The organism is Serratia symbiotica (Periphyllus acericola) (genome assembly GCF_964019515.1).
Classification (GTDB): Bacteria; Pseudomonadota; Gammaproteobacteria; order Enterobacterales; family Enterobacteriaceae; genus Serratia; species Serratia symbiotica_D.
Genome location: NZ_OZ026452.1, coordinates 431,217 through 448,005, shown reverse-complemented (window position 1 = coordinate 448,005; position 16,789 = coordinate 431,217). Strand labels below are relative to the sequence as shown.

Genomic DNA, 16,789 nt, shown 5'->3' with positions numbered 1-16,789 from the left:
TCACCGCCAGTGCCTGCATACGCGCCGTGCGACGGGCGTTGTTGAATAAATCGAACATTTGGCCGGCACGCGGATCAGATCACTCTCCTTCTGTCAAAATAGCGACATTCCGTAGCCCAGCAAAAGTTCAACATCACCAACTGGAAGGCTCACAACAACGCCATTATCACTAGTGGCACTCCGGGTTCACTCACTTTCTCGGTGGATGAAACGGCACTTCACGCCTGGTACTGCGAGGTAAAACCTTGTCTGCGTGGTCGCACACCACATTATTCCGATATGGCAATCACCAGCGTATTGATGCTGAAACGGATTTTCTGCCTGACACTTCGCGCCCTCCAGGGCTTCGGCGACTCCATTGTCACACTGATCAAAGTGCCGTTGAACTGCCCGGACGACACCTGCATCAGTAAGCGGGCAAAGTCCGGCCATGTCCCGTTTAAAACCGCAACGCCGGGTGAAATTGCGCACCTCGTTATCGACTCTAGCGGGCTCAACGTGTTGGGTGAAGGGGAGTGGAAAGTAAAAAAATACGGTCAGGAAAAACGGCGGATCTGGCGAAAATTGCATTTGGCCGTAGATACAGAAACACATGAGGTCATCTGTGCTGACCTTTCCTTGAGCAATGTCACCGATACCGAAGCCTTCCCAGGTCTCATCCGCCAGAGGTACCGTAAAATCAAAGTCGCCTCGGCGGATCGGGCTTAGGATACGCGAGTGTGTGATGATGAGTTAAGGCGTAAGAAGCTTAAGGCGTTAAGACCGCCCAGCAGCGGAGCCAGTGATTGGTCGGCAGACTATGCAGAGCGAAATCAAGCGGTGGCGAACCAGCGCCTTACCGGAGACAACACACGGTGGAAAAGTATCACAGGCTACCACCGACGTTCGATAGCGGCAACAGCGAGGTACAGAGTAAAACAGCTATTTGGTAGTCACCTGTTGCTGCGAGATTATGATGGGTAAGTTGCAGAGGCGCTGGCCATGATCTGTGTATTAAACAAGATGACGCTAGCCGGTATGCCAGAAAGTGTACGCCTTGCCTGAAAGATGCCCATTCACGGGACTCCTTATTCCAAATCCGATTTATTCAACAAAGCGGTTTCTTAACGGCAATCTGCTACCGCAGCGCTTTGCCAATCACCCGCGCCCGTTGTTTATCGTGGCGGAAACCGGCTTTGGCACAGGGCTTAACTTTTTAGCCTTGTGTCTGGCTTTCGCCGATTTTCGTAAGGCGTTTCCGGATGCCCGGCTTCAGCGCCTGCACTTTATCAGCTTTGAAAAATTCCCATTGCGGCAGGCTGATCTGGCAGCAGCGTACAGGTGCTGGCCGCAACTCACCCCTTATGCCGAAGAGCTACGCGCCCAATGGCCCCTGCGAGGTTGCCACCGTCTGCTGTTGGCCGCCTGACGTATTACGCTCGATCTCTGGTTCGGCGACATCAACACGCTTCTAGTGCATGTCGATGCCAGTATTGACAACCAGGTCGATGCCTAGTTCCTCGACGGTTTTGCGCCGTCCAAAAATCCCGATATGTGGACTGAGCAACTATTCAGCGCCATGGCTCGCTTTGCCCGCCCTGAAGGCAGCTTCGCTACTTTTACCACTGCTGGTTTTGTGCGCCGTGGGTTGCAGCAGGCCGGTTTTCTGGTAAGCCGTTGCAAAGGCTTCGGTCAGAAACGCGAAATGCTGGCCGGTGAGCTGCCAGCCGATACCCACAACGCCCAGCCTACAGTGCCTTGGTTCCATCGGGCAGCATCGGATAATGGCGATATCATCGGTATTATCGGTGGCGGCATCGCTAGCGCGCTGGCCTTGCTGCGGCGCAATGCCAAGGTCACACTGTACTGCGCGGATGCACAGCCCAGCTGAAGGGGCTTCCGGCAATCGTCAAGGGGAACTTTACCCGCTGTTGAATGGACGCAACAATGCACTGGAGAACTTCTTCAGTGCTGCCTTCACCTTCGCCCGACGTCAATACGCAGCCTTGCTGCATAAAGGCGTTAGCTTAGATCATCAGTGGTGCGGTGTCAGCCAACTGGCCTATGATGCCAAGATAGCCAACATAATACTGGCATTTGAGCGGCCAGCGGCCCTGGCGATGGCGGTCGATAGCGCTGCACTAAGTGATTTGTGCGGTATCGATAGCAGCTTTGGCGGCATTACCTATCCTCTTGGCGGCTGGCTGTGCCCAGCTGAGTTGAACCGCAACGCGCTACAACTGGCGCAGCGGCAAGGGCTGATTTGCCACTTTCAGCATCGCACTCATGCCCGGTTTCGTGAAGAAATAGGCTGGCGCATAGGCTTCGCCAACGGCGAAAAACAGCGGCATGCCACGGTGATCCTGGCCAATAGTCACCAACTCACCGCGATGGCACCCGGGCGAGGCGTTACCGCTGTATGCGGTGCGCAGCCAGGTTTCGCATATCCCCACGTCAGCGACGCTTAGCCAGTTAAAATAGGTGCTGTGCTATGACAGCTATCTGACCCCGGTCAACGTTACTTATCATGAGCATTGCATCGGTGCCAGCTACCAGCGCGGTGACCACTACCGCATACCGTGAAGACGAGCAGCAGGAAAACCGCACACGCTTGCTGCGCTGCCTGCCAGAGCAGGTCTGGCCGCAATAGGTAGACGTCAGCGGTGGGCAAGCGCGCTGTAGCATACGCAGCGCCACCCGCGATCATCTGCCGATGATCGGTATCATGCCGGATTATCAGGCTACGCTGGCGCAGTATCAGAATTTGCAACAGCAACGTCAGCGCGGTGCCATCATCGCCAATGCGCCGGTGTATCGGAATCTGTTTGTGCTCGGTGGGCTAGGATCGCGTGGGCTGTGTTCGGCACCGCTAGCGGCGGAAATTTTGGCAGCGCAACTGTTTGGCGAACCGTTGCCGAGTGATGCGCAGATGCTGACAGCGCTGCATCCTAATCGGATGTGGATAAGAAAACTGCTGAAAAGACGTGCTGTGTAGCAAGGTGTTTGGGGCGCGCTAATCAGTTCCCTGATACCTCCTCAGGTGGGAGGCAATGCGGCCTGGTACAGATTTTCCCATATGCTGCGTACAAGCATCTGATCCGGCGGCGATAGCTCACCGGCAGTAATTGCCTTATTAAGGCTGCTCTCAACCCGTGTTTTCAGCGCTTCGGCTGTGCTCACCCTGATCTTCTACCTCGGCCACCGCTAGCGTCAGATGACCCCGCAGGTAGCCAGCGGCAAACAATTCATCATCGCTGGCATACTCTACCTGGTCATCAATCAGCGCCAAAATACGCGCTTCGAATTCTACGATCATCACCTTTCGTCTAATACCCTTTATCTTTCAAACCGTAGCGTGGTTGTCTGTGTTCAGTGGCTCGGCTGATCCCTGTTCGGGGCTGCTGTGAGCAGCGTTCAAATCAGTCCCCGGCATATTTGTCACCCCAGTCACTGACCTGAATAGGCACCTGGGGATTAGTTTGCCTGCCGCCTAGCGACAGCTTGAAAGCTATTAGGGATATATTTTCAATTAAACATAGAGTCAGTTGAGATTTTCTGGATAGGGAAAATGCTCTGCCACCAACGGTGGCGTATTGTAAAACGCTTGCAATGCCTTAATAAAGCGCGCGGCTCTTGTAGGTATTTTCTGCTCCAGCAATCGTAACACCCTTTCACGCACCTTGCGTTGGAACGCGATGCGATCAGGCTCGCAATCACCGTTTAGGTTGTCGCAACTGACGTTAAATGGGAAGCCTGCCGCCACGCAGAACATCCACTCCAGTGCTTGTCGCTTGATCTCTACCGCTTCAAACTCGCTCTGCGTTTGCGCGTCACGCCCATCCGGGCAGTACCAATAGCCGAAATCCAACAATTTACGGCGTTCCTCGCCGGCGATACACCAACACCAGTGCGAGATCTCATGTAAGCAGCTGGCGTAGAAGCCGTGGGCGAATACGATGCGGTGATATGACCATTGGCTATCGGCAGGTAGATAAATAGGCTCATCGTTGCCCTTGACCAGCCGAATGTTGTATTCCTCGCTGAAGCACTTGAAGATTGCGATTAACTGCGCATATTGGTGGTTCACCTGTGTGTCTAACATAAATAAAAAACTCTATAACACTAAAAAGTGGTAATCCCACTCTTGTTACCTGCTATAGGTGCTGCGTTAGCCACTACTGGATTTCTGCGCCGTGGTTGTCTTATGGCAGCTTACCACTCATCACCAGCGAGACAATGACGATCATCGGCCGGATCAGTGTTTGCCCACGGGTCATCACCATGTGCGCCCCCAAACGTGCCCCCAGCACCTGGCCTACCAGCATCACCAAGCCAATGCTCCATTACTACTTTGCCGCCGATGATAAACAGTGCTAGCCCACCAACGTTGTAAGTGAAGTTCAGCACCTTGGTATGTGCGGTGGATTTGGCAAGGTTAAAACCGCACAGTATCACATGGGCTAAAGCATAAAAGGAGCCAGCACCGGGGCCAAGGAAACCGTCGTAAAAACCGACACCCTCCCCCCAGCCACCAGCCCAAACGGCAAAGCCCCCAGACGACGCTGACGGTCTTCTTCACCTAACCGTGGCATTAAAAATACAGACTGATGCCGATCACCAGCAACGGAAGCATCTGCCGCAACAGATCGGCGCGCATATACTGCACCAGAATCGCCCCGATGCTCGAGCCTATCAAGGGCAGTCCATTTATTTATTACTCCGCTGCGAAATGATTACTCAGCAATGCTTGACAGCTAGGTGGTAACGGCGGTAGCAAGCCCTGCTTGGCGCTCGGCTTATGCAGAAAAAACCAGCTGGCCAGTTCGCTACCGCAGCCATCGCCCGGAGGTGGCATATCCTGATCTTCGCACTCCATGCTGTTGGCTGGGCAACGCAAGCGTACATGCATGTGCGCACGGTGACCGAACCATGGCCGCAACTTATGCAACCAGGCGCGGTCAGCGCCAGCGTCCAGGCACAGACGCTGTTTGATCGCCGGGTTGACGAAGATGCGCGTTACTGTGGCGTCCTGTGCTGCCAATTTGATCAAGGAGCCAATTTGCGGTTGCCACTTGCCTGCCACCACCTGTTTGCCATTGCTGGAAGCCAGATCCAACGGTTGCGGTTGCAACAACTGTTGCTCACTCCAGCGCTGAGGTGGCAGTTGTAGCCATATATCAACATCCAGCCCCGACTGATGGCTGGCATGACCGCTGTTGAAACGCCCGCCGGCTGGCATCGCCATATCGCCGATCAACACCATACCCAACGCTTTCTGGTGAGCTTTTCGGCTGAAGCGCTGAATAAATGCCAGCAGATCTGGGTGACCGAAATAGCGGTGCTGGTCGATGCGCATCACTTGATAATCCGTTGAGTTTAGCGGCAGTGGCTGGGCACCGATAATGCAGCCATTGGCAAAGCTGCCCACCGCCTGCGGCGCGCCAGCCACCGGGTGCTCGATCTTCTGCCACGGCGTCAAGGCCATGGCAGAACCTGATGCCATCAGGGTTGCGAGAGCTAACATCCAGTTTTTCATGGTCTATTACCAGCGTGGGATCTCGGAAACCACATCACCGTTCTGCGCGCGTTGGCGCAGCAGGTGATCCATCAACACAATCGCCATCATCGCTTCGGCGATCGGCACTGCACGAATACCCACACAGGGGTCATGACGACCACGGGTGACCATCTCCACTGCCTCACCCTGGCGATTAATAGTGCGACCCGGCACCGTAATGCTAGAAGTTGGTTTCAATGCCAGATAAGCGATCACTGGCTGGCCGCTGCTGATGCCTCCGAGGATGCCGCCCGCGTGATTGCTCTGGAAGCCCTCCGGGGTGATTTCGTCGCGGTTTTCGCTGCCGCGTTTGGTCACCACGGCAAAACCATCACCGATTTCTACGCCTTTTACCGCATTGATGCTCATCAGAGCGTGCGCTAGGTCAGCATCTAGGCGGTCAAATACCGGCTCGCCCAAGCCAGCTGGTACATTTTCAGCGATCACGCTGATTTTAGCGCCGATTGAGTCGCCTTCTTTCTTTAAAATGCGCATCAGTTCATCAAGCTGCCCCAGCTTTTCCGGGGCAGGGCAGAAAAACGGATTCCGTTCGACTTGTTCCCAGTCTTGCAATTCACAGGTCACATCGCCGATCTGCGCCAGATAGCCGCGCACCCGCACGCCGAATGCTTGCCACAGGTGTTTCTTTGCGATCGCCCCAGCCGCCACGCGCATTGCAGTTTCACGTGCCGAAGAACGGCCACCACCGCGATAGTCGCGTAGGCCATATTTCTGTTCGTAGGTGTAGTCGGCATGCCCCGGACGGAATACGTCCTTGATGGCACTGTAATCTTGGGAGCGTTGGTCAGTATTCTCGATCATTAGCCCAATGCTAGTGCCGGTGGTCACTCCCTCAAAGAGACCGGAGAGGATGCGTACCTGATCCGGTTCACGGCGCTGGGTAGTATACCGAGAAGTCCCCGGACGCCGACGATCCAGATCGTGTTGTAAATCGGCCTCAGTGAGCGGGATACCGGGCGGCACGCCATCGACGATACAACCCAACGCTACCCCGTGAGATTCACCAAAGGTGGTGACGCGGAAGATCTGCCCAATAGTGTTTCCTGCCATCACGGCTCCTTACCGTTAGTCATTATCTTTACAGGCATGCTGCTTAGCTTCGGTAGATGCTGAAGTGCGCCTTGCAATCAATCAGTTGTTGTTTAGTCAACATGAATACGCTATCGCCGCCGTTTTTGAACGCCAGCCAGGTAAACGGAATATCTGGATACTGTTCTATCAGGTGTACCATGCTGTTGCCTACTTCACAAATCAGCACACCATCGTCGCTCAGATAATCCGGCGCACAGGCCAAGATGCGGCGCACTAACTTCAGGCCATCGTCGCCCGCCGCTAGACCCAGTTTTGGCTCAAAGCGGAACTCTTGCGGCAGATCGGACATATCTTGCGCATCGACATACGGTGGGTTGGTAACGATCAGATCATACTGGATCGCGGGAAGATCGCGAAACAGATCGGAACGGATAGGGATCACCTGATATTCGACACCATGAGCCTGAATATTGCGCTCGGTAACTGCCAGAACCTCGTTGGAGATGTCCACGGCGTCCACTTCTGCTTCCGGGAAAGCATTCCCGCAGGCGATGGCAATGCAGCCACTGCCAGTACACATGTCAAGAATACGCTGTGGCACATGTGGGAGCAGGGCATTGAAACGATCGTTGATCAGTTCGCCAATCGGTGAACGCGGCACCAGCACACGCTCATCCACATAGAACTCCATGCCACAGAACCAGGCTTTATTAGTGAGGTAAGCGATCGGGATGCGCTCATTGACGCGGCGGATCACGCGTTCCACGATTCTATGGCGTTCGCTGGAAGTCAAATGGGCAGTGTGCATATCATCTGGAATATCCAGCGGCAGGAACAGGCTTGTCAGCACCAATTTCACCGCTTCATCCCATGGATTATCGGTTCCGTGACCATAGTAGATATTGGCGGCGTTGAAACGGCTCACTGCCCAGCGCAGCATATCCTGAATGGTGTGCAGCTCGTTCACGGCTTCATCGACGAAAATTTCGTCCAATTTTCCCTCCGGCAGGCACTTCAATGCATGATTTAGTTGCATAGTTTGCCATGAAGCCCATGACAAATCACTCTAACCCCTTGTGCTTTTCACTCTAGTCTGGGTTTTGCTTCGATAGCATTCATTCACGAGGTAAAATAAAAGGATAAATAATTTCCGATGAATAATGAGAATGAAGAATCAGTTCCCTTTGAGCAAAGATGAACAGCAACTCTTCAGAGAGTCGGTTGCAGACGTGAAAAAACTGCCACAGGATGCTGTCGCCCACTCTCAGCCCAAGCCAAAGTTTAAACAGATCGCGCCGTCGCGGCTGCTGCAAGAGCAGGTTAACGCTAGCTATTACTTCTCAGATGAATATCAGCCGTTACTGGAAGAGGAGGGCCCACCGCACTATGTCCGCCCCGGCTGCAACCCGTTCGAACTGAGAAAGCTGCGCCGGGGCGACTATTCACCGGATCTGTTTCTCGATCTGCACGGCCTAACTCAGAGGCAGGCGAAGCAGGAGTTGGGGGCGATGATCGCCGCTTGCAAACGTGAGAATGTACATTGTGCCTGTGTGATGCATGGCCATGGCAAACACATTCTCAAACAGCAAACACCGCGGTGGTTGGTGCAGCACCCCGGTGTGCTGGCGTTCTACCAGGCACCTAAGGAATGGGGCGGCAATGCAGCTATTCTGCTGCTGGTCGAACTGGCGGAATAAGGGGAAAGAAACGACGAAGGGCGATGTTTGACATCGCCCTTCGGTCATTCAGACTTTGGCTATTACCTGCGATGGACTCATCTGCCATTTAAATTTGCCGTGGCCATTACCCGCTAGTTCGGCATTGGCGATGGAGGCAGTGACGAACATCGGTGGGCTTTCCCCCGTACACAGCTTGGCCACCAGATACCCAACCAACGGTAAATGGGAGACGATCAGCACACATTTCACCCCCTGCATCGCTAGCGTCTGCAAATAGCTGCCGACGTATTCAGTGTTGCCGTTCGGCGCCAGCTCAGGAAGTACTTCTTCCTCCGGCAGACTCATGGCCTCTCGCACCATTGCCAGTGTCTGTTTGACCCGCAGATAGGGGCTGACCAGCACCCGTTCAATATCTACAGACTTAGTATTTAGCCAGGCTGCCATCAGGCGAGACTCATCGCGCCCACAAAGGGTAAGTGGCCTTACCGCATCGCTGGCCGCATCCAGTACCGCCTCTCCGTGACGCATAATAAAAACTTGCATATTGCACCGCTGTTGTTGACAAAATAACGCTATACACAAGCGTCTTACATGCTATAACGCGCTGTCTCTATCGCGACCGGGCATTATGCCTGAAATTTAAGGTAAAGAAGATGCTGTTTTTTTACATTAACCGCAACCGCGCCCGTGCGCGGACAGAGTTGCTCGCATAACAATCAATTCGATGGGTTAAATTTCAACCGGCCCCTGATAAAATTTATTTAATGTGGGGTGATTATCCCTCATCTTTGTACAGTATGTAAGATTGTTAAGAAGTGATAATGTTCACAGCATAAGCCTGCCCGGGCATCATTAGCAGCGCTTACTTATTTAAATGATTATATTTGGCAGATCGCAAGAGATCAACATTGCGTGCAAGAAACACCTCGGTGAGACCCTCGCCAATGTCTAAAACAGAGCTTAACCTAGGCCAAGCTGGAAAATCAATGTTCCTGCCTGGCAGGCGAAGATAAAATCGTCTGCCAGTTACACGCTGCCCTCAATCGGTTTAATGCGACTGTTAATGTTCGTAAGGATTGGCCTGCTCCGTGCAGGCAATTTCGCTTAATACGGCCAACATTTTCTCGGCATCCTGCTGATGAGTAAATACTTGGCTGCAAAACCGGACTCACCCCCCGGCGAGCCTTGCAGCTCCCCCATCCAGCCCATCATTGAGATGCAGCTGAATTGCGCCATAAAAAAACACACTAGCGGCGTGTCATTATGTCGCGGTGAGCTCCGGCGGGTTTACAGTCCCGGCCCCTGATTTTGCAGGTGCAGAGTCAATGTAGCTTCCCTTCATCACCGTGTGAAATTGCAATTGTCGTCCATCCTTTACCTCGATCATCATGATACCAAGCTGTCTGATTTGGTTAAAAAAACCATCATGAAACTATTTGATTTTGTTAGATCACAACTATTGGTTTTTGATATGATTGAAAAGGCAAAAATAGCGCTTAACTTTATGAAAATAAATATTTTTTATAGGTATTCGTGGACATTCCAGTTACGAAGTTCGACCGTTTGGTAGCCGAGTAAATGAACAAATTCCTGTACCAGGATTGGGCGTACGTCTTCAATGCCAACGTGGGGTGCCAGCGCACTGACTTGTATCATCTGCATGCCAGCGTAACCGCAGGGGTTGATTCGTTGGAAGGGGCTAAGATCCATCGCTATATTCAGAGCCAGACCGTGGAATGAACTGCCTTTACGGATACGCAGCCCCAATGAACAGATTTTCTGCGCCCCGACATACACACCGGGTGCATCCGGGTGGGCGCAGGATACGATGCGGAAATGGGCGAGGGTATTGATCACAGTATCTTCTATGACTGTGACCAATTGACGCACGCCAACATTGCTGCGTTTCAGATCGACCATCACGTACATGACTTGCTGCCCTGGGCCGTGGTAGGTCACTTGACCCCCGCGATCGCTTTGAATCACTGGAATATCGCCTGGCATCAACAGATGTTCCGCCTTACCGGCCTGGCCTTGGGTAAACACGGGCTGGTGCTGCACCAGCCAAAGTTCATCGGGCATGGTTGTGGTGCGGCTGTCAGTAAAGGTGTGCATGGCTTGGGATACCTGCTCATAGGGCTGCAGCCCCAACTGACGCAAAATGAGCTTGTCTGGTTGCAAAAGAGTCATTGCCAGGTTACGTAAGGAGAAAGCTATTATATCGGGCACCCTGACCTGCGACCAGCATTTAGATGTTCAAAATGTGCAACCTAGGCACACCATCGGCTGCTCCAGGTTGATAAATCAGGCTTTACGTCAGATTTACAGCACCATGCGGACAATTTCAAGGTTGCCCAGCTCTTCGTACAATGTTTCTACTTGGTCGATATGGGTAGCGTTGATGGTGATAGAAACAGAGTGATAGTTGCCTTTGCTGCTTGGTTTTACCTGTGGTTTATAATCCCCAGGGGCGTGGCGCTGCACCACTTCAACTACTTGGTCAACCAACTCCGGTTGTGCCAGCCCCATCACTTTGTAGGTAAACAGGCAGGGGAATTCAAGCAGTTCGTTCAATTTAGTTTTTTGCATATGTTTGCGCTCCAGTGTGCTGCTATAGGGTATTGCTTGCGTCATTCAAGCTGTTTTCACTCATTTTTCATTGCTGCTGAGAACTCTACAAATTGTAGCGCCCGCTTGAGCAAGAGTGCGTATTATTAAGTATATCGGGGCGATTTCACTCGTTTCAACGGTTATCGGAATTGTCAGCGAGGATCACCAAAAATGTTGTCACTTAGCAGGTTTTAGTGGCGTTGTTGAATAAATCGAACATTTGGCCGGCACGCGGATCAGATCACTCTCCTTCTGTCAACATAGCGACATTCCGTGGCCCAGCAAAAGTTCAACATCACCAACTGGAAGGCTTACAACAACGCCCTTATCACTCGGGGTTTACTCACTTTCTCGGTGGATGAAACGGCACTTCACGCCTGGTACTGCGAGGCAAAACCTTCTCTGCGTGGTCGCCCACCACATTATTCCGATATGGCAATCACCAGCGTATTGATGCTGAAACGGATTTTCGGCCTGACACTTCGCGCCCTACAGGGCTTTGTCGACTCCATTGTCACACTGATCAAAGTGCCGTTGAACTGCCCGGACGACACCTGCATCAGTAAGCGGGCAAAGTCCGGCCATGTCCCGTTTAAAACCCCAACGCCGGGTGAAATTGCGCACCTCGTTATCGACTCTAGCGGGCTTAACGTGTTGGGTGAAGGCGAGTGGATGGCAAAAAAATACGGTCAGGAAAAACGGCGGATCTGGCGAAAACTGCATTTGGCCGTAGATACAGAAACACATGAGGTCATCTGTGCTGACCTTTCTTTGAGCAATGTCACCGATATGGAAGCCTTCCCAGGTCTCATCCGTCAGAGGTACCGTAAAATCAAAGTCGCCTCGGCGGATCGGGCTTAGGATACGCGAGTGTGTGATGATGAGTTAAGGCGCAAGAGGCTCAGGGCGTTAATACCGCCCAGCAGCGTAGCCCGTTATTGGTCGGCAGACTATGCAGAGCGAAATCAAGCGGTAGCGAACCAGCGCCTTACCAGAGACAACACACGGTGGAAAAGTATCACAGGCTACCACCGACGTTCGATAGCGGCAACAGCGAGGTATAGAGTAAAACAGCTATTTGGTGGTCACCTGTCGCGGCGAGATTATGATGGGCAAGTTGCAGAGGCGCTGGCCATGATCTGTGCATTAAACAAGATGCCGCTCGCCGGTATGCTGAAAGTGTACGCCTTGCCTGAAAGCTGCCAATTCACGGGACTCTTTATTCCAAATCCGATTTATTCAACAAAGCCGGATTGATGACAAACCTCAGATGATGTTTATCTGGTTTTTTTTGATAATATTTAACCTATTGATTTATAATACTTGGGTGAGGCGATTCAATAACAGCCACCGAATTTGAAAGCACTTTGTCAGCAGTTTGAACCCGCGGTTTTTCCGTTTGTGGCCAGCTTACAATGGCGAGACGGTGATCGTATCTCCCCTCTGAGCCATACGCACGCGCTGCCCTGGTGTGAATTTAGTCGTGCCAGGCTTCTGGACTACCACCACGTCGTCTTTCTGATCGGTTTTAATTTCCAGCTCAAGGCCATCAGTACGACCTGCCGCTCCACCAACCTGATCACCTGCTACGCCACCAGCGACTACGCTTGCTGCGGTCGCGAGGTTGCGACCAGAACCGCCGCCGATGGTGTTACCGAGGAAACCACCCAGTACGGCTCCACCAAGGGTGCCAATCATGTTGGAGCCGCCTTGGTTTTGGATCTTGACAGGACGCACAGAAACCAGCGTACCGTATCGTACAGTTTGCACCTGCTTGGCCTGTGAGGCGCTGTAAACGTCGCCGGACATGGAATCATTGGCACAGCCCGCCAGAGTCACAGTGGCGATAGCAACGACGATAAGACGTTTGATCATATAAAACTCCTCATTTAATAGCTCATAATCTGGGGAATATCTCCAAGCCAGATTCAGTTAAAATGATAGACAAAGTATGGTTTAAAGCAACGTATATCACCATTCCTCACTTTCCATTGTTGCATACAGCGGCGTTGTTGAATAAATCGAACTTTTGGCCGCCACGAGGATCAGATCACTTTCCTTCTGTCAAAATAGCGACATTCCGTGGCCAAGCAAAAGTTCGATTTATTCAACAACGCCCATGGGTAATCAAAGCTGACCCAGCTTGGCAAACCAATATCAGGCGCATAGTGATAAAAAAGGCATAATAATTCATGGCGTTAATCTTTTAATTCTGGTTTATTTGTCGAGTCAACTGTTTCCTTCCCCATGCTGGGCTATAGGATTTTTCTATGAAGTCAGGCCATTATCATTACATTAGGTGTTATGTCTGGCACCAGCTTGGACGGAATCAATATGGTATTGGTATTGGATTGGTAGCTATTGGTATTGGACTGGCTCAGGGTAGCACAGCAGGCCAATGCCGATCCAATTGAAGCAAGATATTTTGGCCATGTGCCAGGGATAGCAGACCACGTTTGCCGCCGTTGGTCAGTTGGACGCTCAGTTGGGAACGCTATTTGGTGAAGCGGTGCTCGGCCTGCTAAAGCAAACCGGTATCCCGGCGCAACACATTACGGCCATCGGCTGCCACGGCCAGACGGTGTGGCATGAACCTGAAGGGAATACGCGGTTTTCGATGCAATTGTGCGATAACAACCGTATCGCTGCGGTGCCCAATATCACCACCGTTGGCGATTTCAGCAGGCGCGACATGGCTTAACATGGCTTACGGTGGCCAGGGTGCACCGCTGGTGCAAGCGTTTTATCAGGCGATGTTGGCGCATCCGACAGAGCGCCGCGTAGTGTTGAACATCGGCGGTATTGCCAATCTCTCCTTACTGTTGCCCGGCATACCGGTGCGTGGTTTCGGTACCGATCCGGGCAATATGCTGATGGATGCCTGGGTTTGGCGACACTTTTCACAACTTTATGACAAGGAAGCGGTGTGGGCGATACAGGGGCGCGTTTATTTGCCGTTGCTACAGCAGATGCTGGCTGCCCCCTATTTTGCGCGGCCTGCGCCAAAAAGCACGGGTCGCGAATATTTCAATATCGCCTGGTTGGAACAACAACTGGCGGGATCACCGGCGATTAGCCCGCTTGACGTACTGGCCACACTGGTTGAGTTGACGGCTATCACCCTCTGCGAGCAAGTGCAATTGGCCGGGGGATGTGAGCGTCTGCTAGTATGCGGTGGCGGGGTGCGCAATCTATTGCTGACGGCCCGGCTGTCGGCGATGCTGTCGGGTACCGAGGTCAGTTTGACCGACAATTTCGGCATCAGCGGTGATGAGTATGGAAGCGCTGGCGTTTGCCTGGCTAGCGTTCCGCACGCTAGCCGGCCTATCCGGCAACCTGCCGTCGGTAACGGGTGCCAGCCGTGAAACGCTGAAACGCTACTCTACTGTGTGGAATTTATCCGGTTTTGCCTTTAACTGACTGTTAGCTCCGTTAGGCATAGACATGCCTGGATTGATTTTTCTAAGAAGCAATAACATGCAAAAGGTCATATTAGTCACCGGCGCGTTAGTGCTGTCATCTTGCCGTTTTTTATGCCATAAAATAATCAAACGTTATATTATCAGTGCAGTACCACGCCGCTGCCGGCAGCATTGGACGCTAAAGCGAGCGAGGTCAGCTTTTTACTGGGTGGTTAGTTATTGCACCTGAAAGAGGGGCTGGCGTTAAGTATAACGATGGCAAGTACACTTTCTAATCGTAAGGGGGAACACCCATGTCGAGCGTAATGGCAGGGTAATGATAAGCGACTGTGTACAGGCTAGCTGAGTGGCTTATGGTGGTGTTAGAGCGCTTCAGCATGTAACCATATTTTTTGGCTGGTTGGTAAAGCTTATGAATGGAAACAATGGGTTTGATATTGCGAACCTGCGTCGTGAATACACCAGTGGCGGCCTGAGTCGCAACGATCTGAGTGTCAATCCGCTTGACCTGTTCGAACGCTGGTTGAAGCAAGCCTGCTATGCACGTCTGGCCGATCCTACCGCCATGTGCGTTGCTACCGTAGACGAAAATGGACAACCTTATCAGCGCATCGTGTTGTTGAAACATTTTGATGATAAAGGTTTAGTGTTTTATACCAACCTAGGTAGCCGCAAAGCGCAGCAACTGGCGCAAAATCCGCATATCAGCCTGCTGTTCCCGTGGCACATGCTTGAACGCCAGGTGATCTTCCTCGGCAAAGTGGAACGCCTGAAAACGCTGGATGTGCTGAAGTACTTTCACAGCCGACCAAAAGACAGCCAGATTGGTGCTTGGGTTTCCCAACAGTCATCGCGCATCTCCACACGCGGCGTGCTGGAAAGCAAATTCCTCGAACTTAAGCATAAATTCCAACAAGGTGAGGTACCATTGCCGAGTTTTTGGGGAGGATTTCGTGTAAAAGTCGATTCAGTCGAATTCTGGCAGGGCGGTGCCCACCGTCTGCATGACCGTTTCCTGTATCAGCGGAGCGAAAATGACTGGAAAATTGATCGCCTAGCGCCCTGAAGAAAGAAAATCCCTGTTGAGTGCTGGCACTGGCATCGGCAGCGCTTTATCCTATGCGCTACCCTGATTTTTGTTTTCGCCGCAGGGCGAAGGAGCTTGTACCGGTAAAGGTGCATTCGTTTATACATGGAGTCATTGATGGCAAGTAGCGACTTGATTAAACAACTGCAAGAGCGGGGCCTCGTTGCCCAGATAACGGATGAGGATGCATTAATAGAGCGACTGGCGCAAGGGCCAATTGTACTGTATTGCGGTTTCGATCCGACTGCGGACAGCTTGCATTTGGGTCATCTGGTTCCCCTTCTGTGCCTGAAGCGTTTCCAATTGGCTGGTCATAAACCGGTCGCATTGGTGGGGGGGGCCACCGGCCTGATCGGTGATCCCAGCTTTAAGGCAACTGAACGTAAGCTAAACACCAGCGAGACGGTGAACCAGTGGGGGGAAAAAATCCGCCAGCAGGTTTCTCCGTTCCTTGATTTTGACTGCGGCAGCAACAGCGCCATCGCCGCCAACAATTATGATTGGTTCGGCGGCATGAACGTGCTGACTTTCCTGCGCGATATCGGCAAACATTTCTCTGTGAACCAGATGATTAACAAGGAAGCGGTCAAGCAGCGTCTGGATCGTGATGACTCTGGTATCTCCTTCGCTGAATTCTCCTACAACCTGATGCAGGGTTTTGATTTCAGCGAGTTGTATCACCGCCATCAAGTAGAGTTACAGATCGGCGGTTCTGATCAATGGGGCAACATCACCTCTGGAATCGATCTGACCCGCCGGATGCATCAGAAACCCGTGTTCGGCCTGACTGTGCCGCTGATCACCAAAACGGACGGCACCAAGTTTGGCAAGACCGAAGGTGGCGCAGTCTGGCTATCGGCGGAGAAAACCAGCCCCTACAAATTCTACCAATTTTGGATCAACACGGCAGATGCCGATGTTTACCGTTTCCTGAAGTTTTTAACCTTCCTGAACCTGGCAGACATCAATGCGTTAGAAGAAGAAGACAAGAACAGCGATCAGGCCCCGCGCGCCCAGTACGTGCTGGCGGAGGAAGCGACTGGCACGGTGCACGGTGCCGAAGGTTTAGCTGCTGCTAAGCGTATCACTCAAAGCCTATTTTCCGGTGCGTTACACGACATGACCGAGGCGGACTTTGCCCAGTTGGCGCAGGACGGAATGCCAACTATCAAGCTTTCAGGGGATGCTGATCTGCAACAGGCGCTGGTAAATGCTGAATTGGTGCCGTCGCGCGGCCAGGCGCGCACCATGATCGTTTCTAATGCGGTGAGCATCAACGGCGAGAAGCAATCCAATGCAGAATACACCTTCAGCGATGCAGACCGTCTGTTTGGCCGTTACACGTTGCTGCGTCGCGGTAAAAAGCATTATTGCTTGGTGGACTGGAAATAATTAGAACATG

At 52.4% G+C, this 16,789-nt stretch carries 14 protein-coding genes and 6 pseudogenes; 10 read left to right on the top strand and 10 right to left on the bottom strand.

The features are described 5' to 3' along the window. The first annotated feature begins 38 nt into the window (after positions 1 to 38). The 3 genes and pseudogenes from AACL06_RS02550 to mnmC form a co-directional block, all read left to right on the top strand. Positions 39 to 173, top strand: a complete 135-nt coding sequence (locus tag AACL06_RS02550) for a hypothetical protein (RefSeq protein WP_339038495.1) — start codon at positions 39 to 41, stop codon at positions 171 to 173. Beyond that, positions 133 to 1,044: pseudogene (locus AACL06_RS02545) on the top strand (IS5 family transposase). The gene AACL06_RS02550 and the pseudogene AACL06_RS02545 overlap by 41 nt, the downstream one beginning before the upstream one ends. Before the next feature lie 55 nt (positions 1,045 to 1,099). Beyond that, a pseudogene (gene mnmC, locus AACL06_RS02540) lies at positions 1,100 to 2,974 on the top strand (FAD-dependent 5-carboxymethylaminomethyl-2-thiouridine(34) oxidoreductase MnmC); the annotation flags it as partial. Positions 2,975 to 3,015: 41 nt separating this feature from the next. On the opposite strand, the pseudogene AACL06_RS02535 reads toward mnmC, so the two are convergent. From AACL06_RS02535 to prmB, 6 genes and pseudogenes are all read right to left on the bottom strand, one after another. Beyond that, a pseudogene (locus tag AACL06_RS02535) lies at positions 3,016 to 3,295 on the bottom strand (YfcL family protein). Between the two features lie 225 nt (positions 3,296 to 3,520). Beyond that, positions 3,521 to 4,081, bottom strand: a complete 561-nt coding sequence (locus tag AACL06_RS02530) for an elongation factor P hydroxylase (RefSeq protein ID WP_339037715.1) — start codon at positions 4,079 to 4,081, stop codon at positions 3,521 to 3,523. Positions 4,082 to 4,181: 100 nt separating this feature from the next. Further along, a pseudogene (locus tag AACL06_RS02525) lies at positions 4,182 to 4,669 on the bottom strand (TSUP family transporter); the annotation flags it as partial. Positions 4,670 to 4,693: 24 nt separating this feature from the next. Beyond that, positions 4,694 to 5,515 carry a penicillin-insensitive murein endopeptidase gene (mepA, locus tag AACL06_RS02520; protein ID WP_339037713.1) on the bottom strand — a complete coding sequence of 274 codons (822 nt, stop codon included), beginning with the start codon at positions 5,513 to 5,515 and terminating at the stop codon, positions 4,694 to 4,696. Between the two features lie 6 nt (positions 5,516 to 5,521). Beyond that, positions 5,522 to 6,607 carry a chorismate synthase gene (gene aroC, locus AACL06_RS02515; protein ID WP_339037711.1) on the bottom strand — a complete coding sequence of 362 codons (1,086 nt, stop codon included), beginning with the start codon at positions 6,605 to 6,607 and terminating at the stop codon, positions 5,522 to 5,524. Between the two features lie 43 nt (positions 6,608 to 6,650). Continuing rightward, positions 6,651 to 7,583 carry a 50S ribosomal protein L3 N(5)-glutamine methyltransferase gene (gene prmB / locus AACL06_RS02510; protein WP_339038246.1) on the bottom strand — a complete coding sequence of 311 codons (933 nt, stop codon included), beginning with the start codon at positions 7,581 to 7,583 and terminating at the stop codon, positions 6,651 to 6,653. A 172-nt stretch (positions 7,584 to 7,755) separates the two neighbouring features. Here prmB and smrB point away from each other — a divergent pair, with 172 nt between their 5' ends. Next, a complete protein-coding gene (smrB, locus tag AACL06_RS02505; RefSeq protein ID WP_339037709.1) occupies positions 7,756 to 8,286 on the top strand; it encodes an endonuclease SmrB in 531 nt (176 codons plus the stop codon). A 48-nt stretch (positions 8,287 to 8,334) separates the two neighbouring features. Here the strand turns inward: smrB and sixA are convergent, their stop codons facing one another. From sixA to ybeD, 3 genes are all read right to left on the bottom strand, one after another. Further along, entirely contained in the window at positions 8,335 to 8,811 is a 477-nt protein-coding gene (gene sixA / locus AACL06_RS02500; RefSeq protein WP_339037707.1) for a phosphohistidine phosphatase SixA, read from the bottom strand. 978 nt (positions 8,812 to 9,789) lie between these two features. After that, the gene (gene lipB, locus AACL06_RS02495) at positions 9,790 to 10,458 is read right to left on the bottom strand and encodes a lipoyl(octanoyl) transferase LipB (RefSeq protein WP_339037705.1); all 669 of its coding nucleotides are present in this window, start codon (positions 10,456 to 10,458) and stop codon (positions 9,790 to 9,792) included. Between the two features lie 132 nt (positions 10,459 to 10,590). After that, positions 10,591 to 10,857 (bottom strand): DUF493 family protein YbeD, encoded by a 267-nt coding sequence (gene ybeD, locus AACL06_RS02490; protein ID WP_339037703.1) that lies wholly within the window; start codon positions 10,855 to 10,857, stop codon positions 10,591 to 10,593. 221 nt (positions 10,858 to 11,078) lie between these two features. Between ybeD and AACL06_RS02485 the strand changes: the two genes are divergently transcribed. Both AACL06_RS02485 and AACL06_RS02480 read left to right on the top strand, forming a co-directional pair. Next, complete coding sequence (locus AACL06_RS02485; RefSeq protein WP_339036736.1) at positions 11,079 to 11,240, top strand: hypothetical protein; 162 nt, start codon at positions 11,079 to 11,081, stop codon at positions 11,238 to 11,240. Next, positions 11,173 to 12,074: pseudogene (locus tag AACL06_RS02480) on the top strand (IS5 family transposase). Before AACL06_RS02485 ends, AACL06_RS02480 begins: the two are co-directional and overlap by 68 nt. A gap of 214 nt (positions 12,075 to 12,288) precedes the next feature. On the opposite strand, the gene AACL06_RS02475 reads toward AACL06_RS02480, so the two are convergent. Further along, positions 12,289 to 12,753 carry a glycine zipper 2TM domain-containing protein gene (locus AACL06_RS02475; RefSeq protein WP_339037701.1) on the bottom strand — a complete coding sequence of 155 codons (465 nt, stop codon included), beginning with the start codon at positions 12,751 to 12,753 and terminating at the stop codon, positions 12,289 to 12,291. Between the two features lie 134 nt (positions 12,754 to 12,887). Here AACL06_RS02475 and AACL06_RS02470 point away from each other — a divergent pair, with 134 nt between their 5' ends. The 4 genes and pseudogenes from AACL06_RS02470 (at position 12,888) to tyrS (ending at position 16,779) form a co-directional block, all read left to right on the top strand. Next, positions 12,888 to 13,064, top strand: a complete 177-nt coding sequence (locus AACL06_RS02470; protein ID WP_339037699.1) for a hypothetical protein — start codon at positions 12,888 to 12,890, stop codon at positions 13,062 to 13,064. 84 nt (positions 13,065 to 13,148) lie between these two features. Beyond that, positions 13,149 to 14,298: pseudogene (locus tag AACL06_RS02465) on the top strand (anhydro-N-acetylmuramic acid kinase). 414 nt (positions 14,299 to 14,712) lie between these two features. Then, positions 14,713 to 15,366 (top strand): pyridoxamine 5'-phosphate oxidase, encoded by a 654-nt coding sequence (gene pdxH, locus AACL06_RS02460; RefSeq protein WP_339038244.1) that lies wholly within the window; start codon positions 14,713 to 14,715, stop codon positions 15,364 to 15,366. Between the two features lie 138 nt (positions 15,367 to 15,504). Then, a complete protein-coding gene (gene tyrS / locus AACL06_RS02455) occupies positions 15,505 to 16,779 on the top strand; it encodes a tyrosine--tRNA ligase (protein WP_339037697.1) in 1,275 nt (424 codons plus the stop codon). The last annotated feature ends 10 nt before the right edge of the window (positions 16,780 to 16,789 follow it).